The 19,113-nt window shown below is 38.1% G+C and carries 22 protein-coding genes; 11 read left to right on the forward strand and 11 right to left on the reverse strand.

Going from position 1 to position 19,113, the window contains the following annotated elements; all coding sequences use genetic code 11:
* The first annotated feature begins 51 nt into the window (after positions 1–51).
* The 11 genes from FJ218_04685 (at position 52) to FJ218_04735 (ending at position 9,555) form a co-directional block, all read left to right on the forward strand.
* Positions 52–1,077 (forward strand): rod shape-determining protein, encoded by a 1,026-nt coding sequence (locus tag FJ218_04685; GenBank protein ID MBM4166203.1) that lies wholly within the window; start codon positions 52–54, stop codon positions 1,075–1,077.
* Between the two features lie 151 nt (positions 1,078–1,228).
* Positions 1,229–1,990, forward strand: a complete 762-nt coding sequence (mreC, locus tag FJ218_04690) for a rod shape-determining protein MreC (protein ID MBM4166204.1) — start codon at positions 1,229–1,231, stop codon at positions 1,988–1,990.
* Entirely contained in the window at positions 1,987–2,460 is a 474-nt protein-coding gene (gene mreD / locus FJ218_04695) for a rod shape-determining protein MreD (GenBank protein ID MBM4166205.1), read from the forward strand. The genes mreC and mreD overlap by 4 nt, the downstream gene beginning before the upstream one ends.
* 34 nt (positions 2,461–2,494) lie before the next feature.
* Positions 2,495–4,273 carry a penicillin-binding protein 2 gene (gene mrdA / locus FJ218_04700; protein ID MBM4166206.1) on the forward strand — a complete coding sequence of 593 codons (1,779 nt, stop codon included), beginning with the start codon at positions 2,495–2,497 and terminating at the stop codon, positions 4,271–4,273.
* A 245-nt stretch (positions 4,274–4,518) separates the two neighbouring features.
* Positions 4,519–5,847 carry a signal recognition particle protein gene (locus tag FJ218_04705; GenBank protein MBM4166207.1) on the forward strand — a complete coding sequence of 443 codons (1,329 nt, stop codon included), beginning with the start codon at positions 4,519–4,521 and terminating at the stop codon, positions 5,845–5,847.
* A 49-nt stretch (positions 5,848–5,896) separates the two neighbouring features.
* Positions 5,897–6,313, forward strand: coding sequence for a 30S ribosomal protein S16 (rpsP, locus tag FJ218_04710; protein MBM4166208.1), 417 nt, complete (start codon positions 5,897–5,899; stop codon positions 6,311–6,313).
* A 91-nt stretch (positions 6,314–6,404) separates the two neighbouring features.
* A complete protein-coding gene (gene rimM / locus FJ218_04715; protein MBM4166209.1) occupies positions 6,405–6,926 on the forward strand; it encodes a 16S rRNA processing protein RimM in 522 nt (173 codons plus the stop codon).
* An 8-nt stretch (positions 6,927–6,934) separates the two neighbouring features.
* Complete coding sequence (gene trmD / locus FJ218_04720; protein ID MBM4166210.1) at positions 6,935–7,609, forward strand: tRNA (guanosine(37)-N1)-methyltransferase TrmD; 675 nt, start codon at positions 6,935–6,937, stop codon at positions 7,607–7,609.
* 43 nt (positions 7,610–7,652) lie between these two features.
* Positions 7,653–7,994: a 50S ribosomal protein L19 gene (locus tag FJ218_04725; protein ID MBM4166211.1), complete on the forward strand. Its 342-nt coding sequence runs from the start codon at positions 7,653–7,655 to the stop codon at positions 7,992–7,994.
* Positions 7,987–8,829, forward strand: coding sequence for a hypothetical protein (locus FJ218_04730; GenBank protein MBM4166212.1), 843 nt, complete (start codon positions 7,987–7,989; stop codon positions 8,827–8,829). The genes FJ218_04725 and FJ218_04730 overlap by 8 nt, the downstream gene beginning before the upstream one ends.
* The gene (locus FJ218_04735) at positions 8,830–9,555 is read left to right on the forward strand and encodes a response regulator transcription factor (GenBank protein ID MBM4166213.1); all 726 of its coding nucleotides are present in this window, start codon (positions 8,830–8,832) and stop codon (positions 9,553–9,555) included.
* 6 nt (positions 9,556–9,561) lie between these two features.
* Here the strand turns inward: FJ218_04735 and FJ218_04740 are convergent, their stop codons facing one another.
* The 11 genes from FJ218_04740 to FJ218_04790 all read right to left on the reverse strand — a co-directional run bounded on the left by FJ218_04740 (position 9,562) and on the right by FJ218_04790 (position 18,688).
* Positions 9,562–10,335, reverse strand: coding sequence for a type III pantothenate kinase (locus FJ218_04740; GenBank protein ID MBM4166214.1), 774 nt, complete (start codon positions 10,333–10,335; stop codon positions 9,562–9,564).
* 83 nt (positions 10,336–10,418) lie between these two features.
* The gene (locus FJ218_04745) at positions 10,419–11,195 is read right to left on the reverse strand and encodes a biotin--[acetyl-CoA-carboxylase] ligase (GenBank protein ID MBM4166215.1); all 777 of its coding nucleotides are present in this window, start codon (positions 11,193–11,195) and stop codon (positions 10,419–10,421) included.
* On the reverse strand, positions 11,196–12,431 hold the full coding sequence (locus FJ218_04750) for a metallophosphoesterase (GenBank protein MBM4166216.1): 1,236 nt from the start codon (positions 12,429–12,431) through the stop codon (positions 11,196–11,198). It lies immediately after the preceding gene.
* The gene (locus tag FJ218_04755; GenBank protein MBM4166217.1) at positions 12,428–13,666 is read right to left on the reverse strand and encodes a DUF2029 domain-containing protein; all 1,239 of its coding nucleotides are present in this window, start codon (positions 13,664–13,666) and stop codon (positions 12,428–12,430) included. Before FJ218_04755 ends, FJ218_04750 begins: the two co-directional genes overlap by 4 nt.
* The gene (locus FJ218_04760; GenBank protein ID MBM4166218.1) at positions 13,663–14,823 is read right to left on the reverse strand and encodes a glycosyltransferase family 9 protein; all 1,161 of its coding nucleotides are present in this window, start codon (positions 14,821–14,823) and stop codon (positions 13,663–13,665) included. The genes FJ218_04755 and FJ218_04760 overlap by 4 nt, the downstream gene beginning before the upstream one ends.
* Entirely contained in the window at positions 14,820–15,605 is a 786-nt protein-coding gene (locus FJ218_04765; GenBank protein ID MBM4166219.1) for a class I SAM-dependent methyltransferase, read from the reverse strand. The genes FJ218_04760 and FJ218_04765 overlap by 4 nt, the downstream gene beginning before the upstream one ends.
* On the reverse strand, positions 15,605–15,949 hold the full coding sequence (locus FJ218_04770) for an SET domain-containing protein (protein ID MBM4166220.1): 345 nt from the start codon (positions 15,947–15,949) through the stop codon (positions 15,605–15,607). The genes FJ218_04765 and FJ218_04770 overlap by 1 nt, the downstream gene beginning before the upstream one ends.
* A 3-nt stretch (positions 15,950–15,952) precedes the next feature.
* The gene (locus tag FJ218_04775; protein MBM4166221.1) at positions 15,953–17,341 is read right to left on the reverse strand and encodes a B12-binding domain-containing radical SAM protein; all 1,389 of its coding nucleotides are present in this window, start codon (positions 17,339–17,341) and stop codon (positions 15,953–15,955) included.
* A 41-nt stretch (positions 17,342–17,382) separates the two neighbouring features.
* Positions 17,383–17,739 carry a hypothetical protein gene (locus FJ218_04780; protein MBM4166222.1) on the reverse strand — a complete coding sequence of 119 codons (357 nt, stop codon included), beginning with the start codon at positions 17,737–17,739 and terminating at the stop codon, positions 17,383–17,385.
* Entirely contained in the window at positions 17,736–17,972 is a 237-nt protein-coding gene (locus FJ218_04785; GenBank protein MBM4166223.1) for a DUF433 domain-containing protein, read from the reverse strand. Before FJ218_04785 ends, FJ218_04780 begins: the two co-directional genes overlap by 4 nt.
* A gap of 71 nt (positions 17,973–18,043) precedes the next feature.
* Positions 18,044–18,688 (reverse strand): hypothetical protein, encoded by a 645-nt coding sequence (locus tag FJ218_04790; GenBank protein ID MBM4166224.1) that lies wholly within the window; start codon positions 18,686–18,688, stop codon positions 18,044–18,046.
* Positions 18,689–19,113 lie beyond the last annotated feature (425 nt).

A 19,113-nucleotide genomic window follows, 5' to 3' on the forward strand; every position in this document is an offset into this window, starting at 1 on the left:
ATTCAACGATTCATTAATCTCAAATCACAAATCTAAAATCTAAAAATTTACATGGGTCTTTTTTCCTTATTATCTTCTGACCTCGCAATTGATTTAGGAACTGCGAACACGCTCATTTATTTACGCGGGAAAGGAATAGTTCTGAATGAACCTTCAATTGCGGCATTTGATAGAAATACGAAACGCATCATTGCTATTGGAAATGAAGCGCGTGAAATGTTGGGGAGAACACATTCCGATATAACCGTTATTCGTCCGTTGCGCGATGGCGTCATTGCAGATTTCGAAATTGCAGAAGGAATGTTGCGCGAGTTTATCAAAAAGATTCATTCAGGTTTTATGCCCAGTCGAAGAATTGTTGTTGCAGTTCCGAGCGGAGTTACTGAAGTTGAAAAACGCGCAGTTCGTGATAGTGCAGAACATGCGGGAGCAAAAGAAGTGCATCTTATAGAAGAACCGATGGCTGCGGCTATTGGTGTGGGAATGGATGTGGACGGTGCATTCGGGAATATGATTGTAGATATTGGAGGAGGAACGACGGAAATTGCCGTGATTGCTCTTTCGGGAATTGTTGAAAAAATTTCCATACGAATTGCCGGAGACGAACTGAACAATGCCATTGTTCGAAGTTTCAAACAAAACCACAATCTGCTTGTGGGTGAACGTACGGCGGAAGCAATTAAATGCGAAGTCGGTAGCGCAATGCCGTTAAATGAAGAATGTGATATCGAAGTAAAAGGAAGAGATTTAGTTAATGGAATTCCGAAAACCGTTGTCGGCTCATCGGCGGAAATTCGTGAAGCGATGAGCGAAGGAGTGCAGCAAATTGTTGATGCGATTCGTCAAACTCTGGAACGAACACCTGCAGAACTTTCAGCAGATATTTTAGATCATGGCATTATGCTTTCCGGCGGAGGTGCGCTCATTAAAGGTCTTGACGAACGCATTCGTTTAGAAACAAGTTTACCCGTACATATTGCCGAAGACCCGTTAACAGCAGTAGTGCGAGGAACGGGAAAAGTTCTCGACGAATTGAATCATTATATGAAAGTATTGATACGAAGCAGAAAATATTAACCCGTAGTATGATGACCTTGGAACGTTTTTCAACGTTCATGGTAAAGTCTAAACCCGCTTTCCTTCCTTGTTCCGAATTCTTGTTTATATTTTTGAAACGTTCCGTGCGTATTTTATTTTCGCACTGTTAGTAACAATTTCTGTTGCTTTGATGACACAGAATGATACCAAACAGATTCGCGCGCTGCAATCGTTTGCAGTTGCATTTGTCTGTTATACACAAGATGCTTTTTCCTTTCTTCCCAATCCTTTCGAATTGGAACGACAACGAAATTCATTGCAGGAATTAAACATTACTTTGTCGGAAGAAGTAAGTTTGCTCCGCTCTGCTGCTTTGGAAAATTTGCAATTGAGAAAAATGTTGGAATTCCGGGAACGAAGTAATTTTACGTTCGTTGCTGCCGATATTGTTGGGAAAAATCTCCATCTGGCGCGAAATACGATAACTTTGAGTGTTGGCGATGAAAACGGTGTCAAAGAACATATGCCGATAATCACCGAAGCAGGTCTTGTGGGAAGAATCATTGCCGTGAGCGATAATTATTCCATCGGACAAGTATTATTTCACCGTGAAAGTCGCGTAAGCGCAACGGTTGAACGAAGCCGTGTTCACGGAATTGTTGCATGGAACGGCGGTCTTCAGTTGGTATTAAAAAATATTGTGAAATCTGTGGACATTAAACCCGGTGATAGAATTGTAACATCACCATTCAGCAGTATCTATCCTCGTAATATTGAAATTGGAATTGTTTCCTCGGTTGTTCACGTTCCTGAAACAATATTTCAGGAAATCATAATTACTCCCAGCGTAGATTTTACAACAGTTGAGCGTGTGTTTGTTATTATCTCTGAAGCCAATAGCGAACGAAATGCTCTTGAACAAACAAACAACATCAAACGTCAAGAGCAATGAAATCCATACTTCGAAGTATTCTCTGGGGTGTAGCGCTGATAGCATTTCAAACAACCGTGGTTCGTTTGATTTCCATCGAAGGAGTAATGCCCGATGTCGTTGTATTATGGATTGTGGTTATTGCACTTCGAGAAGGACAAATTGCCGGAACTGTTTCAGGATTTGTGAGTGGACTCATTTTGGATATTATCAGTGGAGATTTTTTGGGAATCGGAGCGTTATCGAAAACCATTTGCGGATTTCTTTCCGGATATTTCTATGATGAATTTAAATCGTCAGAAGTTGTTGGAACATATCGTTTTTTTTTTGCTGTGATATTTTCTTCGCTCGTTCATAACATTGTATTTTTTGTCGTGTATTTACAAGGTTCGGAAATTGAATTCGTGCGCACTATTATACAATACGGAATTGGAACAACTGCATATACATCGGCAATAGGTATAATTCCGTTGTTGTGGAAAAGAAAATAAAATAACGAAGTACAGCGTATCGTTTGAAACTACAATGAAACTTCCAGAAGAAATTCAGCAATCGGTAAAGAATAAAATCTTTACGTTTATAATCGTGAGCGTATTTCTGGTATTTTTTTTCCGATTGATTCAGTTGCAGTGGCTCTATCGTTCGGAATATGAAAAGCAATCGGAAGAAAACAGTATTCGTAGAGTGATAAGCGAAGCGACACGAGGATTTATGTACGACCGTCACGACCATCTTGTTGTAGATGACCGTCCTTCCTATACCATTACCATCACTCCGAATGAATTTGATAAATCAGTGATGGAGCCGCTTGCGAAAATATTACAAATGACGCCGGAAATTGTTCGCAAACAACTACAACGAGCTCGAGGTTTTAATCCGTACATACCGTCGCGTTTAAAACGCGACATAGATTTTCAAACACTTTCTATCCTTGAAGAACATCGCAATGAATTTCCCGGAATTGATTATCAAATTGAAACGAAGCGGTTTTATGTTACGCGAGCAAAAGCATCACATATACTTGGATACGTCAAAGAAATTTCAGAAAAAATGCTTGCAGAACAAAGTACACTGTATCGGCAGGGAGACTTACTGGGAGCAAACGGTTTAGAAGCGGCGTACGAACCGTTTCTTCGCGGACAACCAGGAGTTGAGTTAATTGCCATCAATGCTCACGGACAAGTAGTAGGAAAATATAATGACGGTGCAAGCGATATTCGTCCGAAAGATGGAACGGATTTACTCTTGACTATGGATTTTGAATTACAACAACTTGCTGAATCGTTAATGGCGGATAAACGCGGTGCAATTGTTGCATTGAATCCTCAAGACGGAGGAATTCTTGCTATGGTGAGTAAACCGGATTACGACTTAGCTTGGTTTGGCGGCGCAATTTCAAAAGAGCAATGGAAATATTTGAACAGTAACGAAGAAACACCTTTATTCAATCGTGCAACATTAACAAAGTATCCGCCGGGTTCAACATTTAAGATGCTGCTCGCTTGTATTGCACTTGAAGCAGGAATAATCAATGCAGAATGGCGAGTGCAATGCACTGGAAAATTTCGATTTGGGAATCATATATTCAATGATATGCACGTTCATGGTTCAACGAATGTTGTTCAAGCGATCCAACGTTCGTGCAATGTATTCTTCTATACATTAATGTTGAAAACAGGATTGCCTCGGTGGACAAATATGGGAATGAGATTCGGATTTGGTCAAAAAACCGGAGTTGATATTGACGAAGAAAGCCCAGGACTTCTTCCATCAGAAGAATATTTTGATAAAACGTACGGTAAAGGAAAGTGGACGCAAGGATATTTAGTGAGTTTGGGAATTGGACAAGGAGAATTAGGAGTAACGCCGCTGCAAATGGCGAATTATTGCGCTGCTTTGGGAAACGGTGGAATATTGTATCAACCGCACGCAGTTTTTGCAATTCGCGATAGAATTTCCAAATCTATTCAAACACGTACGGTAACAAAAATAGATACGAGACTTTCGAAAGAAGTTCTTGATATTGTTCGCGAAGGAATGTATCACGTTGTAATGACTCCCGGAGGAACTGCATCCTCTGCTCGCATACAAGGTGTAGAAGTAGCGGGAAAAACAGGCACAGCGCAAAATCCACACGGAAACGACCACGCGTGGTTTATCGGATTTGCTCCGTATCAAAATCCAACAATTGCAATTTGTGTATTAGTAGAAAACGGTGGAAAAGGTGGAGCGATTGCCGCGCCAATCGCAGGGATGTGTATGGAACAATTTTTGTTTGGAAAGATGATTCGCTATGCACCATAGCACGAAGAAAATAAAAAACATTTCGTTGCATTTGAAAACAGATAACGAACTACTATTGCTAAAATTTTTTTTGTTTATTCTATTATGAGAAAATCATTAAAAAACTCCAAAATATTTTGTCGTTGTAGCAAATTTCTATAAATTTGCCCGTGCTTTTTTAACGTCTGCATACATTTGCGGGCGTTTTTTTGTCTTATAGAAACACAAGAGATGAGAGAATCGAATGCATTTGCATCCATTAAGAAATGTTTGAAGAATTAAGTCTAAAACTTGAATCAGTTTTCAAAAAAATTCGCGGTGAAGGGCGAATTACTGAAAGCAACGTTGCGGAATCACTTCGAGAGATTCGGCGCGTGCTTCTTGACGCAGATGTTAATTTTAAAGTAACCAAAGAATTTATTGACGAAGTGCAGCGAAAAGCGCTTGGTCAAGAAGTACTTTTAAGCATCACTCCAGGGCAACTCATCGTCAAAATTTTTTACGACGAGTTAGTTCGTTTAATGGGAGAAACAAAAGAAGAAATAAAGTTTTCTTCAACGCTTCCATCCGTTATTCTCATTGCCGGACTTCAAGGTTCGGGAAAAACAACATTTAGTGGAAAACTTGCACGGTATCTTAAAAGAAAAGGTAAATTTCCGTTGCTTGTTGCATCCGATGTATATCGCCCGGCAGCCATTGACCAATTGATGACACTCGGAAAACAAATTGATATTCCGGTATTTGCGCATCGCGAACTTAGCGCGATTGATATTGCAACATCCTCTATTGAATACGCGAGGAAAACTGCTCGTGATACTGTTATTATTGATACTGCGGGACGTTTGCATATTGATGAAGAAATGATGCAAGAAATCGAAACTATTAAACAACGAACAATGCCGAGTGAGATATTGTTTGTTGTAGATTCGATGACAGGGCAAGATGCAGTGAATACAGCAAAAGTGTTTCACGAACGTTTGGCTTTTGACGGAATAGTTCTTACGAAATTGGACGGTGATACACGCGGAGGAGCAGCGCTTTCCATTCGGCGCATTGTCAGTAAGCCAATCAAGTTTATAAGCAACGGAGAAAAACTTGATGCGTTGGAACAGTTTTATCCTGAACGAATGGCATCAAGAATTCTTGGAATGGGTGATGTTGTTACGCTTGTTGAAAAAGTTCAGGAACAAGTAGACGAAACAAAAGCTCAGAAGTTAGAAGAAAAGATTCGGAAATCGTCGTTCACGTTTGAGGATTTTTTGGAACAATTGCAAGAAATAAAGAAAATGGGACCATTGCAAAACGTGTTGAAAATGCTTCCGGGAATGAACCGCATTTCTTCAGCGGCAATGAACGTTGACGACGGAGCATTGAAATACGCTGAAGCAATCATTTGTTCGATGACGAGAGAAGAGCGTTTGAAACCGCATATATTAAACGGGAATCGCAGAAAACGAATTGCAAAAGGAAGCGGAACGACTATTCAGGAAGTGAATAGAGTTTTAAAACAATTTTCAGAAATGCAACAAATGATGAAAACACTTTCAAAAGGAAAAGTTCCCGCTGCGTTTCGCAAGATGGGTTTATTCCACTGATATTTTTTTATTTTTTTTTACAAACATATTTTTACTTACAAGGAAATTAATTGTGGTTAAATTACGATTAGCGCGAATGGGCAGAAAGAAAAGCCCGATTTATAAAATCGTTGCCGCCGACTCACAATCGCCACGGGACGGAAGATATATTGAATCTATAGGACAGTATAATCCTTTGACGCAACCGATGACGGTTGATGTGAAAGAAGATAAAATGTTCAAATGGTTGAAGAACGGTGCACAACCGACAGATACAGTTCGTAGTTTGTTTCGAAGAAAAGGATTGTGGTTAAAATGGAGTTTAATCCGAAAAGGCAAGAGCGAAGAAGAAATTTCTCCTATTATGGAACAATGGCAACAACTGCAAGTTGAAAAACTATCTCGCGAAGCTGAGAAAAAAGCACGACGGAAAGCGAAAAAGAAATCGGAAAAAACACAAGCGACGGAAAGTTCAACAGCGTCGTAAGGAAGTTTTTTGCTGAGATTTTGCGAACGATGTCTGAAAGTTTCGACGAATGGTAAAGAATGTTTGAACCACGCTAAACTCGTCAGATCCATTGATTGATAAGCAACTCATCGCTGTTGGAAAAATAATTCGATGCGTTGGAATAAAAGGCGCAGTTAAAATACATCCGTATGCTTCTTTGCCTAAACGATTTTCGTTATTAACAAAAGTATTTCTTGGTGAAACTCCGCAAACAGCAGAACAATATGAAATTCGAGAAGTCGAACTTCGTGGTGCGTATGTAGTTGTAACGTTTTCAAATATTCCAACGAGAAATGATGCAGAAAAAATCGTTGGAAAATATATTTTTGTCAACGAGTTACAACGAGTTTCACTTCAGCAAAATGAATGGTTTATTGACGATATACTTGGCTGTGAAGTTTTTGTTCGCAGTGTATCTGTTGGAGTAGTTCGCGATGTGATTACGTTGCCTGCGCAGGATGTGTGGGTTGTACATCAAGGCGGCAAAGAAGTATTAGTTCCTGCAGTTCGGGCATTTATCGAAAGCGTGGATGTGAAAAATAAAATAATTGTTCTTCGTCCGCCGGAAGGATTGATTCAATTTGATGAATAAGAAAATGTATGCGATTCGATATTCTATGTGGGGTTCCTGCTTTGTTGAAAGGTCCGTTCAACGAAAGCATTTTAAAACGTGCGCAGCAGAAAAACCTTGTAAAAATAATTATTCACGATTTACACGATTATGCGTACGATAAGCATCGGAAAATTGATGATGTTCCATTTGGCGGAGAAGCGGGAATGGTATTGAAACCCGAACCTATTTTTGAATGCATCGAAACGTTGAAAAGAGAAAGAACCTACGACGAAATAATTTATCTTTCCGCTGACGGAGAACGTTTTCAACAGTCGCTTGCAACGGAATTCTCATTGAAACAGAACTTGATTTTTTTATGCGGACATTATAAAGGAGTGGATGAACGAGTGCGCGAGCAACTGATTACGAAAGAAATTTCGATCGGAGATTACGTACTAACCGGTGGAGAACTTGCTGCCGCAGTAGTTATTGACGCAACTGTACGACTCATTCCCGGTGTTGTAAGCAATGCAGAATCTCTATTGAATGATTCTTTTCAGAATATGATGTTAGATGCACCTTCATACACGCGACCGGCGGAATTTCGCTCGATGAAAGTTCCTGAGGTTTTACTTTCTGGCGATCCACAAAAAATTGCCGTGTGGCGTGATGAAAAGCGACTTGAAAAAACAAAACAACGAAGAAACGATTTAATCAATTAACTATTTCTATTAATTTTAAAAGAATAATTTTGGAGCAACTCCGATGAATAAAATGAACATTGTTGAAGCAATGCAACTACAAAAAGAACTTCCGGCGTTTCAACCGGGAGATACCGTGAACGTTCACGTACGCGTTATTGAAGGCGATAAGGAACGCATTCAGCAGTTTCAAGGAATTGTAATGAAGCGTCATAACAATACGATTAATTCAACGTTTGTTGTGAGGAAAATGTCTCATGGTGTTGGCGTCGAACGAAACTTTCCGCTTCATTCTCCACGCATTGCCAAAATCGAAGTGGTAAAACAAGGTCGTGCACGTCGAGCAAAACTGTACTATATGCGTACGCTCGCAGCGAAACAGATTCATCAAAAATTAAATGCATAGCGCATCGCACCACAGAGGAAAAGGCGTTGCGATTCCATCGTTGTTGTATGCTGAACCGATTCGTTTGGCTATTGCAGAACAGTTTCCTGAATATCGTTTTGTAACGGATTTACCGGCGAAACTTGCGTTACAGTTTCGAGAGCGAACTTCGGAACTTGCATTGATTTCTCCGCTTGAATATGCAAAGGAATCATCACTGTATCGACTTATTCCGAACATTGCAGTTTCTTCGCGCAAAGGAACTGGAAATGTATTATTGTCTTTCAATCAAGGTTTAAAAACAATCCGCACTCTTGCCGCTGACCCGAATTATTCTTTTGAAGTAGTTCTCGCGCTGCTTATTCTTGCCGAGCATTATGAGTCGCGCCCGAAAATACTTCTCCATAGTGGAGATACTGCTTCGATGCTTTCTGTCGCAGATGCGGCGTTAGTTATTCGAACGGGAGTAGTTTCGGAAAGCGATTATCAAGATTCTTTGGATGTCATTTCGTTGTGGAATGATATGTATGAACTTCCCGTTGTTATCGGATTGCTCGCTTGCCTCGAAGGCGCTGTTTCAGAAAAAGAATTTCACATACTTTCTCAACTCGGTGCAATGATTGATGAAAGTGTTCAACAGAACGCAAAAGCACGTGACGATACTTTTTGGACAGATGAACAATTAGAAGAAACAGCACGACATCAATATCTTGCTTCTTTCTCGTATCGTCTTGAAGAACCTGAATTAGATTCGCTCCGGGAGTTTTTTCGGCTTGCATATTATCACGGCATTTTGAAAGATATTCCCGACATTCGAATGTATTCACCCGAACAACCGCAGTTTTCTCATAACTAAATGAAAAAAACGAATGCCTTTCACAAACAAAGTACGAACGGTTCCGTTTCTGCAGAAATCTTATTGATTGAAGATGAAGCATTACTTGTACAAAGTTTAATCAAACGTTTGGAAGATGCACATTACGCTGTAGAGACCGCAATGAACGCTGATAAAGGGTTGCAACTTGCTTTGCGTCACGATTACGACATTATTATTCTCGACTTGTTGCTTCCGGGAAAACGCGACGGAATGCAATTGCTTCGTGAGTTTCGAAAACACAAAAGCAAATCTATGGTTGTCGTAATGTCGGGAAAAACAATGGTGGAAGATAAAGTTGAAGCGTTACGCGCCGGCGCAGATGATTACTTGGCAAAACCGTTTGCGTTTCTTGAATTGCAGGCGCGCATTGAAACGTTACTGCGCCGTCGAGGATTATTGACGACAAACACACTTGAATTTAAAGACATCATCATGGATTTGGATACACATCGCGTAACAAAAGAAGGGAAAGAATTAAAATTTTCATCGAAAGTTTTTGATTTGCTCACATATCTTATTCGCAATAAGAATCGTGTCGTAACCCGTGGCGAACTTGCAGAGCATGTTTGGGGATATAAGTTTGAACCGGAGTCAAATCTCATTGATGTGTACATTAGTTACTTACGAAAAGAACTCAACAAAGGAACTTCCGAAAGTATGTTACAAACTATACGAAAACTCGGATTTATGTTGAACGATAAATAATAAAACTTATCGCTTGTTCTTTTTAATTCTTTCTCCAATCAAACGAATTCCCTCCAATACAAGCCAAGGCTCAATTACATCAATTACGTTCGTTTGTGAAGAAACAATCGAAGCCAATCCTCCCGTTGCAATTACTTTTGCATTTCCGATTTCTATTTTCAACCTTCGAATCATTCCTTCGAGTGCATCCACTGCGCCGAACATTATTCCCGCTTGCATACTCGTAACCGTATTTCTTCCGATTGCTGTTTCCGGAAAATGCAATTCCACTTTTGGAAGTTTTGCCGCGCGGCGATGAAGTTCACTTGCAATAGTTTCTAATCCTGCTGTAATTACTCCGCCGAGATAATCTCCGTTTTTTGCAATCACGTCGTACGTTGTTGCAGTTCCAAAATCAATGACAATGCAAGCAGTTTTATATTTCGTAAAGGCTGCGAGTGCATTGCACAATCTATCTGCTCCTACAGCATTCGGGTCATCGTAATGAATTTTTATTCCAAAGTGTAACGATGCGGAAATTAGTAACGGTTCTTTGTGAAAATATTTTTTTGCCATTCGTTCATATACATCCGTTAAATTCGGAACAACCGATGCAATACCAACGCTATCAATTTTTTTCGTGTTGATTTTTGAATGTTCGCACAGATTTTTGACAAGAAGAAATATTTCGTCTTCTGTTCGCAACACAGGAGATGAAACTCGCCAATGAGCGATAAGTTTTTTGTTCTGAAAAATTCCAAGAACAGTGTGTGTGTTTCCGATATCAATTGCAAGTAGCATAATTTATTTTTGTTATATCATTTTGAACGACGTGAAGAATCTTCATAGATGTTTCACTTTGTTCAACATGATAAGTTTTAAGTTTATATTCGTATAGAAACATCTCCAGAAGAAAATTTCACCAATTTGTTTTCAACGTTCACAAGTAATTCTCCGTTCGAGGCAATGTCAACAGCAATTCCATGCAAAACATTTCCGTTTTGATGAATAGAAATTTCTTTTCCGAACATTGTTGAATATGACTTCCATTCTGAAAGAATTTTACTCGATTCGTTTTCACACAACGAAATATATTCTTTTTCACATTCCAAAAGAATATTGAATAACAATTCTTCCCGATTCCATTCGTGTTGTGTTTCAATAAATAACGAAGTCGCAGTTTCCTTCAATTCTTCAGGAAAATTATTTTGATTCACATTCAATCCAATACCTACAATGATATAATCAATTTGTTCGTTATGAATGGAGGTTTCGAGCAACATTCCGCAAAGTTTTTTTTTGTTCAATAAAATATCATTGGGCCACTTACATTCCGTTTTCAATTGGTAGTGAAAATTCAGTGTCTTGACAATCGCCACGACTAATGCAAAGGGAAGAAGGGAAGAACGAGAAAGCGCAAAACGAGGTCGGAGTATTATTGAAAACGTTAAATTTTTTTCCTTGTCGGAAATCCAAACTCGGGAAAATCTTCCTCGTCCATTTGTTTGTTCATCCGTAAGAACAATTGTTCCTTCCGCTTTTCCTTCTTCTGCAATTTTTTTTGCATACGTGTTTGTAGAATCAAGCGTTTTGAAAAAGGAAATTTCCTTAACAAAATTCCGCGCTTGTAAATAATTTTTGAATTGAATGATGTTAAACATTTATTTTTTCACTAACGTTATTTTCGTTATCTCCGGTGGACAATTAATGCGAATCGGAATTGCAACCGTTCCAATACCTCGCGAAACATACATTTGCGCGTTGTCGTTTTTATACAATCCTCCAACGTACGGCGATGCAACAAGTGCAGGAGTAATTGCCATTTGTCCGAATTTTGCAAACACTACTTGTCCTCCGTGCGTGTGTCCAGAAAGTGTTAAATCAATGCTGGCATTTTTCGCTTGCTCAAAAAAATATGGGCGATGGCATAATAAAATTCGGGGAATGTTGTTTTCAGTTTTCGCAACAAGTTTTGGAAATCGTTCGTTCGCCGTTTGCCGATTTCCGAAATCATCAACGCCGAGCAAAAATATTTTCTCTCCGTTTTTTTCGAGCGCTATTGTCTCATCACGCAAAAGTTTGATGCCGCATTGTTCGACTTCTTTTGCAACGGTTTCAACATCAGAAAAGAAATCGTGATTGCCCAAACATCCGTACACACCAAACGGTGCTTTCAAATCTACAAAAGCTTCAGCAAATGGATACACTTCTTCAACTTGACTATTGACGAAATCGCCAGTTACAAACGTGATATCGGATTTCAATTCATTCACTGCAGTGACATATTTTTGCATATCTCGTTTCGGCATAAATACGCTGGAATGAATATCACTGATGAGCGAAATCGTGAAGTTCTGAAATTGCGGTGGTAGATTTTTTATTGTAATTGTTTGATACGTAATTTCAAAATCATCGCGGACAAATGCGCCGTATGCAGTTCCTGCAAACGACACTCCTGCGAGAGAAATCATTCCTTGTTGCAAAAATTTTCTTCGCGAAACATTGAACGATTGATATGATGGTTTCGATTCGAGGTGAATTATTTTATTATTCACCGATGGAATTTTCTTCCCAAACCAAAATGAAAAACGGAATGGAAGTTCCAGTAGTTTTAAAATTCTTGAAACAAGAAAAAGAATAACCAGTGTTCCGTGCCAAAGAAATACGGGATAATACACACCGTATAAAATGAACGGATAAATTTGTGTTGAAGGCGGGCGATAAAACGAAATGAAAAAGAGTGGAATGTTCATTACGATGAATAAAATTCTTCCACTCCATAATAATACTTTACTCGCAGATTTATTCCGAAAATATTTTTCGCTTCTTCGGAAAAAGAAATACTGAATTCCTAGAAGTATGGAAAGAAAAATTATTCTGAAAAGAAAAAATCTCATTGTAATTGCAACGATGTATTTTTCGTGAGTTCTTTGATAAATAATCCTGAAACGATGAACAACAATGTTTCAAGCCACAAACGTGGATATGCAAACAATGTGAACCAGCTTTGCCCATCATATTCGCGAAAAAAGTTGTAAGGAATATAGCCAATCGAAATGAAAATTATTCCGATGAATATTGTCCAACTCAGAGAAAATTCGCTTGCTTCTTTCAATAACAATGCAATGGGCAAAACGATGATGAGGAAATGATATGTTGCTGTTGCCGGCGCGAGATACATTCCAACGATTCCAATGATTGCAAATGCGAGTGGTTCAGATTTTTCTTTTAGCAACGATGAAAAAAGTTTTTTTAAATAGAGATATTGAATATACGATACGATGACTATGATAAACCATCGTAGAATTTCAAATAAAACATTTGAAGAAAAAATCGGATCGGGATTCCATTGTTCATCGAAAACAAATAATCTACGGAATAAACTATTCCACGACTGAAATGTTGCGGAAAACGGATTCTGCAAAATGCCGTTGATATGATTGAACAGAGATGTTTCGACAAATACTTTGTGCATTTCTATTCCGAGAATAAAAAATGCAAGTAGAGATAAAACGGTTGTTGTAATAAGAGATGTCAAAACGAGTTTCCATTCTTTTCGGAATGCAAGATAAAGGACAAAAATGAACGGAAAATATTTTATACCGATCATTAACCCGAATGAGATTCCACTGAGAATTTTTTCATCTTCTCGATAAAAATAATATCCGAGTAAAATTGTGTATGTAAGCAATAAATATAATTGTCCGAATTTAACATTGTTAATGAGCGCAAGTCCGGAAATGAGAAAAAGAAGGAGAGAATATTTCCAATTTGTTTTTAAAATTGTCGAAAGTAAAATTACATTCAAGAATAATAAAAGCAAGTTGAACGTTGTCCAGATTTGTTTTGCAACGAGAGGTTCAAAATGTGCAATCGGAAGAAAAACTAATGCTGTGAGTGGAGGAAACGGTGCAAACTTTCCTTCTTCTGTAATTCCATATTGGTGCATTTGTGCTTGAAACCATTTGTCATCATACATTCTATCAATTTCTTTTCCTTCAAGAACTAACCGTGATGACGTATAATAATTCGGAAAATCAGTTTGAAGAGAAGCGTATGCCGGAATAATTCCTTTCCAGATAAAAAATGCAGAAAAGAAAATAAGAGAAATAGTAAGCAATATATTTTTCATACGAAGTGTATCATTTTTTCGTATTCGGTTTTAACTTCGTCAACAGAAATTTCTTTCATACACTGTGCATCGAACGGACAGCGAAATGTTTTTGCGTCGTACACATTCATACACGGCGAACAAGAAATATTTTTGTAAATAATTTTATGATTATTTCCGATTGGCCCGTAAAATGCTGGCGATTCTGGTCCGAACAGAGAAAGTGTGCGTTTTCCCAATGCTGCGGCAAGATGAAGCGGTCCACTATCGTTGGAAACAATGAGTGAAGATTTTTGTAAGAGAACAAGTAATTCTCCGAACGTTAGTTTTCCTGCGACGTTGATTACGTTTTCTTTATTGATTGCTCGAACTATTTCTTCTACGTAAGAAAATTCGTTTTCATCGCCGATAAAAAAGTAAGTATAATTGTCTGAGAAACTCTCTTTTGCAAGTTGAATAAAATTTTCCTTTTTCCACCTGCGTTCGAGAAATGTTGTTCCGGCATTGACATTTACTGTGATGAAATGTTTGTTTTGCAAAACAACTTGAAAAGTTGTCTTACTATTATACTCGAACATCACAATATCTTTTTCAAATATCTTCGGCTGTTCGAGAATAATGTTTTCTAATTGCGTTTCCACTTGTGAAAGAAAAATTTCCGTAACGTGTTTTGATTTGTCGAGAGGAATTTGTTTCGTAACCAATAAATTTCTCCATCGTGTTGGAAGCGCAAATGCAATCCGTTGCGGGGCGTTTGTAATTGCGGATAGAAGAGTAGAAAATTTCGAGAAGAATTCAAAATCAAAAACTACATCAAATTCTTTTTCACGAAATATTTTTCGAAGTGCAAATGTATTCCGAATAAAATCATCGAGCGTTTCGTTGTCGATAGTTAGAAGTGCATCAATACTCGAAATGCGATTGAGTAATTCTCGATTCGATTTGAACGAGAGAAACGTGAGCGATGCATTAGGATATTTTTTTTTGATTTCTCGTAATGTCGGAGTGAGAAGAACAATGCTTCCCATTCCAAAAAATTTTACTACGAGTACGTTTTTGATTTTTTCATTGGCAAGTTCTCTTCGTTGCGATGGGAAAAATTTTTTCCAATATGCGAATAACAAACACAACGGAACGCCGACAAATCTGTCAATAAAACGCATCAAAAAAACTGTCATCGTTTTTTCAAAACAAGAACTACGTGGTCGGAAAAATTATAGAGCGGATATGTGTATCTGCGTTCGTTTTCGATGTTCAAAAGCATTTCGCTCAATTTCGGAAATCGAGTGTAAAAGTTTTGTGAATTAGGTGTAGGTGAAAGGAAATTCAATCCGAAAACTTCTACGCAATTAAAATACGGCGAAAATATTTTTGTAAACTCATCTGCGAAATAATATTTTACGAGAACGGAACTTCCTTCAATGTTTGCACGTATGCCATTCCGTTTCATTCGGCGAAATGCGGAAGAAAAATTGAGTCGTGCGAGAAAAGAAAGCGTTTCCCACAAACAAAATTTGTTCATCGCATTCACAATAAAAATTCCATTCGGTTTCAGAAGTTCGGAAATATCTTTTGCAACAGTTTCTAAATTCATTACGCAATTTATTCCACCGAAGTTAGAAAATATCCCTTCGAATTTTTCATTCGTTATTGTTGAAATATTTTCTATATAGCATTGTTTCAAAATAATTTTATCGGAAAGATTTTCTTGCTGAACTTTTTCTGATGCAACGCGAATCATTTCTTCTGAAACATCTGTCGCTACAACGTTGATTCCATTTTGGGCAAAAAATATTGCATCTGTTCCGGTTCCGCAATTCAATTCGAGAATCGTATTTCCTTGTTGAAAATAACGCAGAGCAGTTTCGTAAATAACCGGACGAATTCTGTTCTTAACGATATTATTTTCAAAATGCGCATCGTAATTTTGCGCATAGGAATCAAATGGAGAATTGCTCATTACAATGTATCGTAATCAATAAGAATTTCTTCGCCTGCTTTAATATCTCTTACTGCGAAGTACGAATAATTTTTGTGAAAAGCATTCGGTGTTTTCGCGTGATTCAAAAACCAACCGACGGACATTCTTCCGAAATTTGTCGGTCCTGCAAAATATTTCTTATCCTCAATCGTGTATTGCTGAAACGCTTTTGGAACATTTTTTCTTCGCTTGCCTTGTTCCCAAAATAATTTTAAATGCGTCCCTTGCTTGATGGGATGAGTTGCAAAAACACCAATGCCGTGAATATTGGAAATGCGCAGCACAAAAGAAAATTCATCAGTTGTAATTTTGTAATTTTTCATTCACTATACTTTCTTTGCTAACAAATCCATCATCATCCTCGAAACTTTTGCTTTTCCGAAAGTTGAAATACGTTTTTTCAAATTACTGTTTCCGTTCTGTTTCAAACGAAAATTCGCAACTTCATTTACTACATAGCGATTTGCATATTTATAAAACGCATCGGAAAATCGTCCGGAAAATTTCAACGTCCTATCGGTAAGTTTATCCCACTCTGCGTGCGTTGTAATTTGTTTTTTTACTTCGTCAAATAACGGCGTTCCTTTTATCGGATATGCAACCGTTGTGAGAAAAATATCGGGCAAAGTTTCTTTCAACAAATCAACTGTTTCTTCAATGTCGGAAATTTCTTCGCCGGGATAACCGAGCATAATAAAAAATCCCGCTTCGATGCCGTGCTGTTTTGTGAGTTTCGTAACGCGCTGAATTTCATCCACTGTAACTCTGCGTTGCATTGCATCGAGAATTTTTTGCGAACCACTTTCTGCCCCATACCAAATTCTGAACGAACCGAGTTCTGCCATTTTTTGTATAATGTCTGCATTCAATCTATCGGCGCGTGTAATACATTCAAACGGAATTATGATATTGCGCTTTTTCATTTCCGCATAAAACTCGTTGAACCATTTTTGATTAATCGTGAATACATCGTCCGCAAACCACAACATATCCGGTTTGTATCGTTCACGGAGAAGTTCTATTTCATCAACAACATTTTTTGCAGAACGTCGGCGATGCGTTTCACCAAATACAGAACGCGAACACCACGTGCATGTATAAGGACAACCACGCGCGCATATCAGCGAAGCGCTTCCCATTGTGTGATGTGTTCGCCACGTATCAACATAACGCTGTATATCAATCGCATCTCTGTCGGGAAGCGGAAGCGAATCCAAATCTTTGATGAGCGGACGCAATTCGTTGTAAATAATGTTTCCATCTTCGTTCTGAAAAACAATTCCTAAAATTTGTTCGAGTTTGTGAACGCCGTTTTTTGAAATTGCGGGAAGAAGTTCTGCCATTGTTTCTTCTGCTTCGCCAATCACAGCAACGTCTGCGCCGATGTTCAGATAATTTTCTGCATACTTTGCAACATCGGGACCACCAACAATAATTTTGCAGTTGTGTTGCTTACAAAATCGAATTTGTTCAATCACGTTAAACTTCGTCATCAAGTTGGAATATATTCCGAGGATGCTTGGCTTTTCCTGTTCGATGAAATTGCAAAAATCTTTCTTGCTCGAAAACGTTGTATCAAAAATAGAAACAGAAAACCCTTTCGATTTCAAATACGATGAAATGTACAGAATACCAAGCGTGGGATACGGTTTCATTATCCGTTTTTCCGCTTCGTCTTTAAAAAGAAAATAGCCGTGTGTGAGGAGAATATCCAAATGTGACGTTGAAGTAATGGAGTTTTTGGAGTATGCAGAGGTTAATTCAATTTTGTACGAATACGAACAGAGTTGTAAGAAATAACTGTGAAAGCATTTGTCAATTCTTTTTCGTGCTTCAATATTGCATCCGAAACTATTGTTGCTTTTTTCTTTGCGGATAAACCAGTTAAGCGAATAAGAATTACTCCGTTGAAAATTTGTTTTTGACGATAAACAAGTTCACCAAAATCTTTATCGGAAGTCAAAAGGAGTGTCTCTGGTTCATTGCTTAAAGAGAGAACGATATCATCAGAAATCCCCATTTCAATTTCTGCAACATATATTGTTTGGTGTTTGTCTTGACGAAGTCGCTCGACTATTTCTTCGTCAACGCACTCGTCAATGAGAAATTTCACGCATCAATTTCAGAAATTGGATAAATAACATCTGCGCGCAACGATTCTGCCGCAAAAGCCATTGCCGCACGTATTCCTTCTTCCGTTAAACGAGGATGTGCTTTAAGAATTTGTTCTACTGTTTCACCGGCAGCAAGTTTTTCTAAAATGAGTTCAACGGTAATGCGAGTTCCGGCAATGACCGGTTTTCCCATCATTACATTTGGATTTGATTGAATGAGTTGTGTGTTCATAGTTTTTTCGTAATGTATTTGTATTCGGTGAGTGTTTCCATAATAATTTTTTATTCTAAAAATGAAACTTTTTATTTCACTGGTTCGATGTGGTAGCTAAGAAGTTCATAAGAAAAATGGCTTTCAACGTTTGGGGCAAAATTTGGAGGATTTAGATATAGTTTAATAAAACCAACTTTAGGGCAAAACCATTTTCTGTCGTAATTCTCTTCTATATCTAAATAATAACGTCTGTAGATTTGAAAGCAATAAAACTCTCCCGCAAGTACGTTGATAGAATCTTGCTCTACAACAACGGATGAGTCAAAGACGGGTGTCTTCCATCTTTGTCCGATTTCTATTGGTAATATAACAATATAATCTTCGATTGTTGAATCAATTATATCATCAAAATAACCGTATTCTGATATTGTATCTCCATTTCTAAAACAGATACTTTGTCCGTAATCATTTGTATCGGAACTGTAATCAGTTTTCCATACTTTGCCAGTTAGACCATTTGGTAATTGAACATTCTTTGTAATATAAATTGTCACTGTATCAAGTATATTTTCAGTGCTATCATACCTCGCATACTTCCACCAACTTCCAACTGTATTGGGAAAATATTCATAAACTGGCTGTGGTGGTTGATGCTCAACAGGATTTTTCTTACACGAAATTTGAAATGCAATTGTGAATAATAAAATAAATAAGAATATTGAATAGTGCTTCATAATATTGCCTCATAATTTTAAAAAACTTTTTCTAACACTTTCATTTCTCTCTCAAACCTTTTTACCGTTGCGCGATGAAACACAGCAGAAGCAAGCGCGCGGGGAGAATGTTTGTTCCATTTCTTTGGCGAAGAAAGTAGTTCCATTCCTTTCCATACGCGAAAACGTTTGTGAATGAGTTTGTGCAACGCGCGATAAAAATCCGGCGAATACGTTCCGTGATACATCATCGCTAAATCTTGACTATCGAACCAATTTTGTTTTTCGCCGAGTTGTTCGCGTACGTTGTCGTAAAATTTTGTTCCGGGCAATGGATACGAAACCGAAACGCCAATTTCATCGGGCAAACATTCGCGCACCATAAAAAACGTTTTTTCGATATCGTCTTTCGTTTCGCCTGTGTAACCAAATTGCAAAAAGAATCC

It is taken from the genome of Ignavibacteria bacterium (genome assembly GCA_016873775.1).
Classification (GTDB): domain Bacteria; phylum Bacteroidota; class Ignavibacteria; order UBA10030; family F1-140-MAGs086; genus JAGXRH01.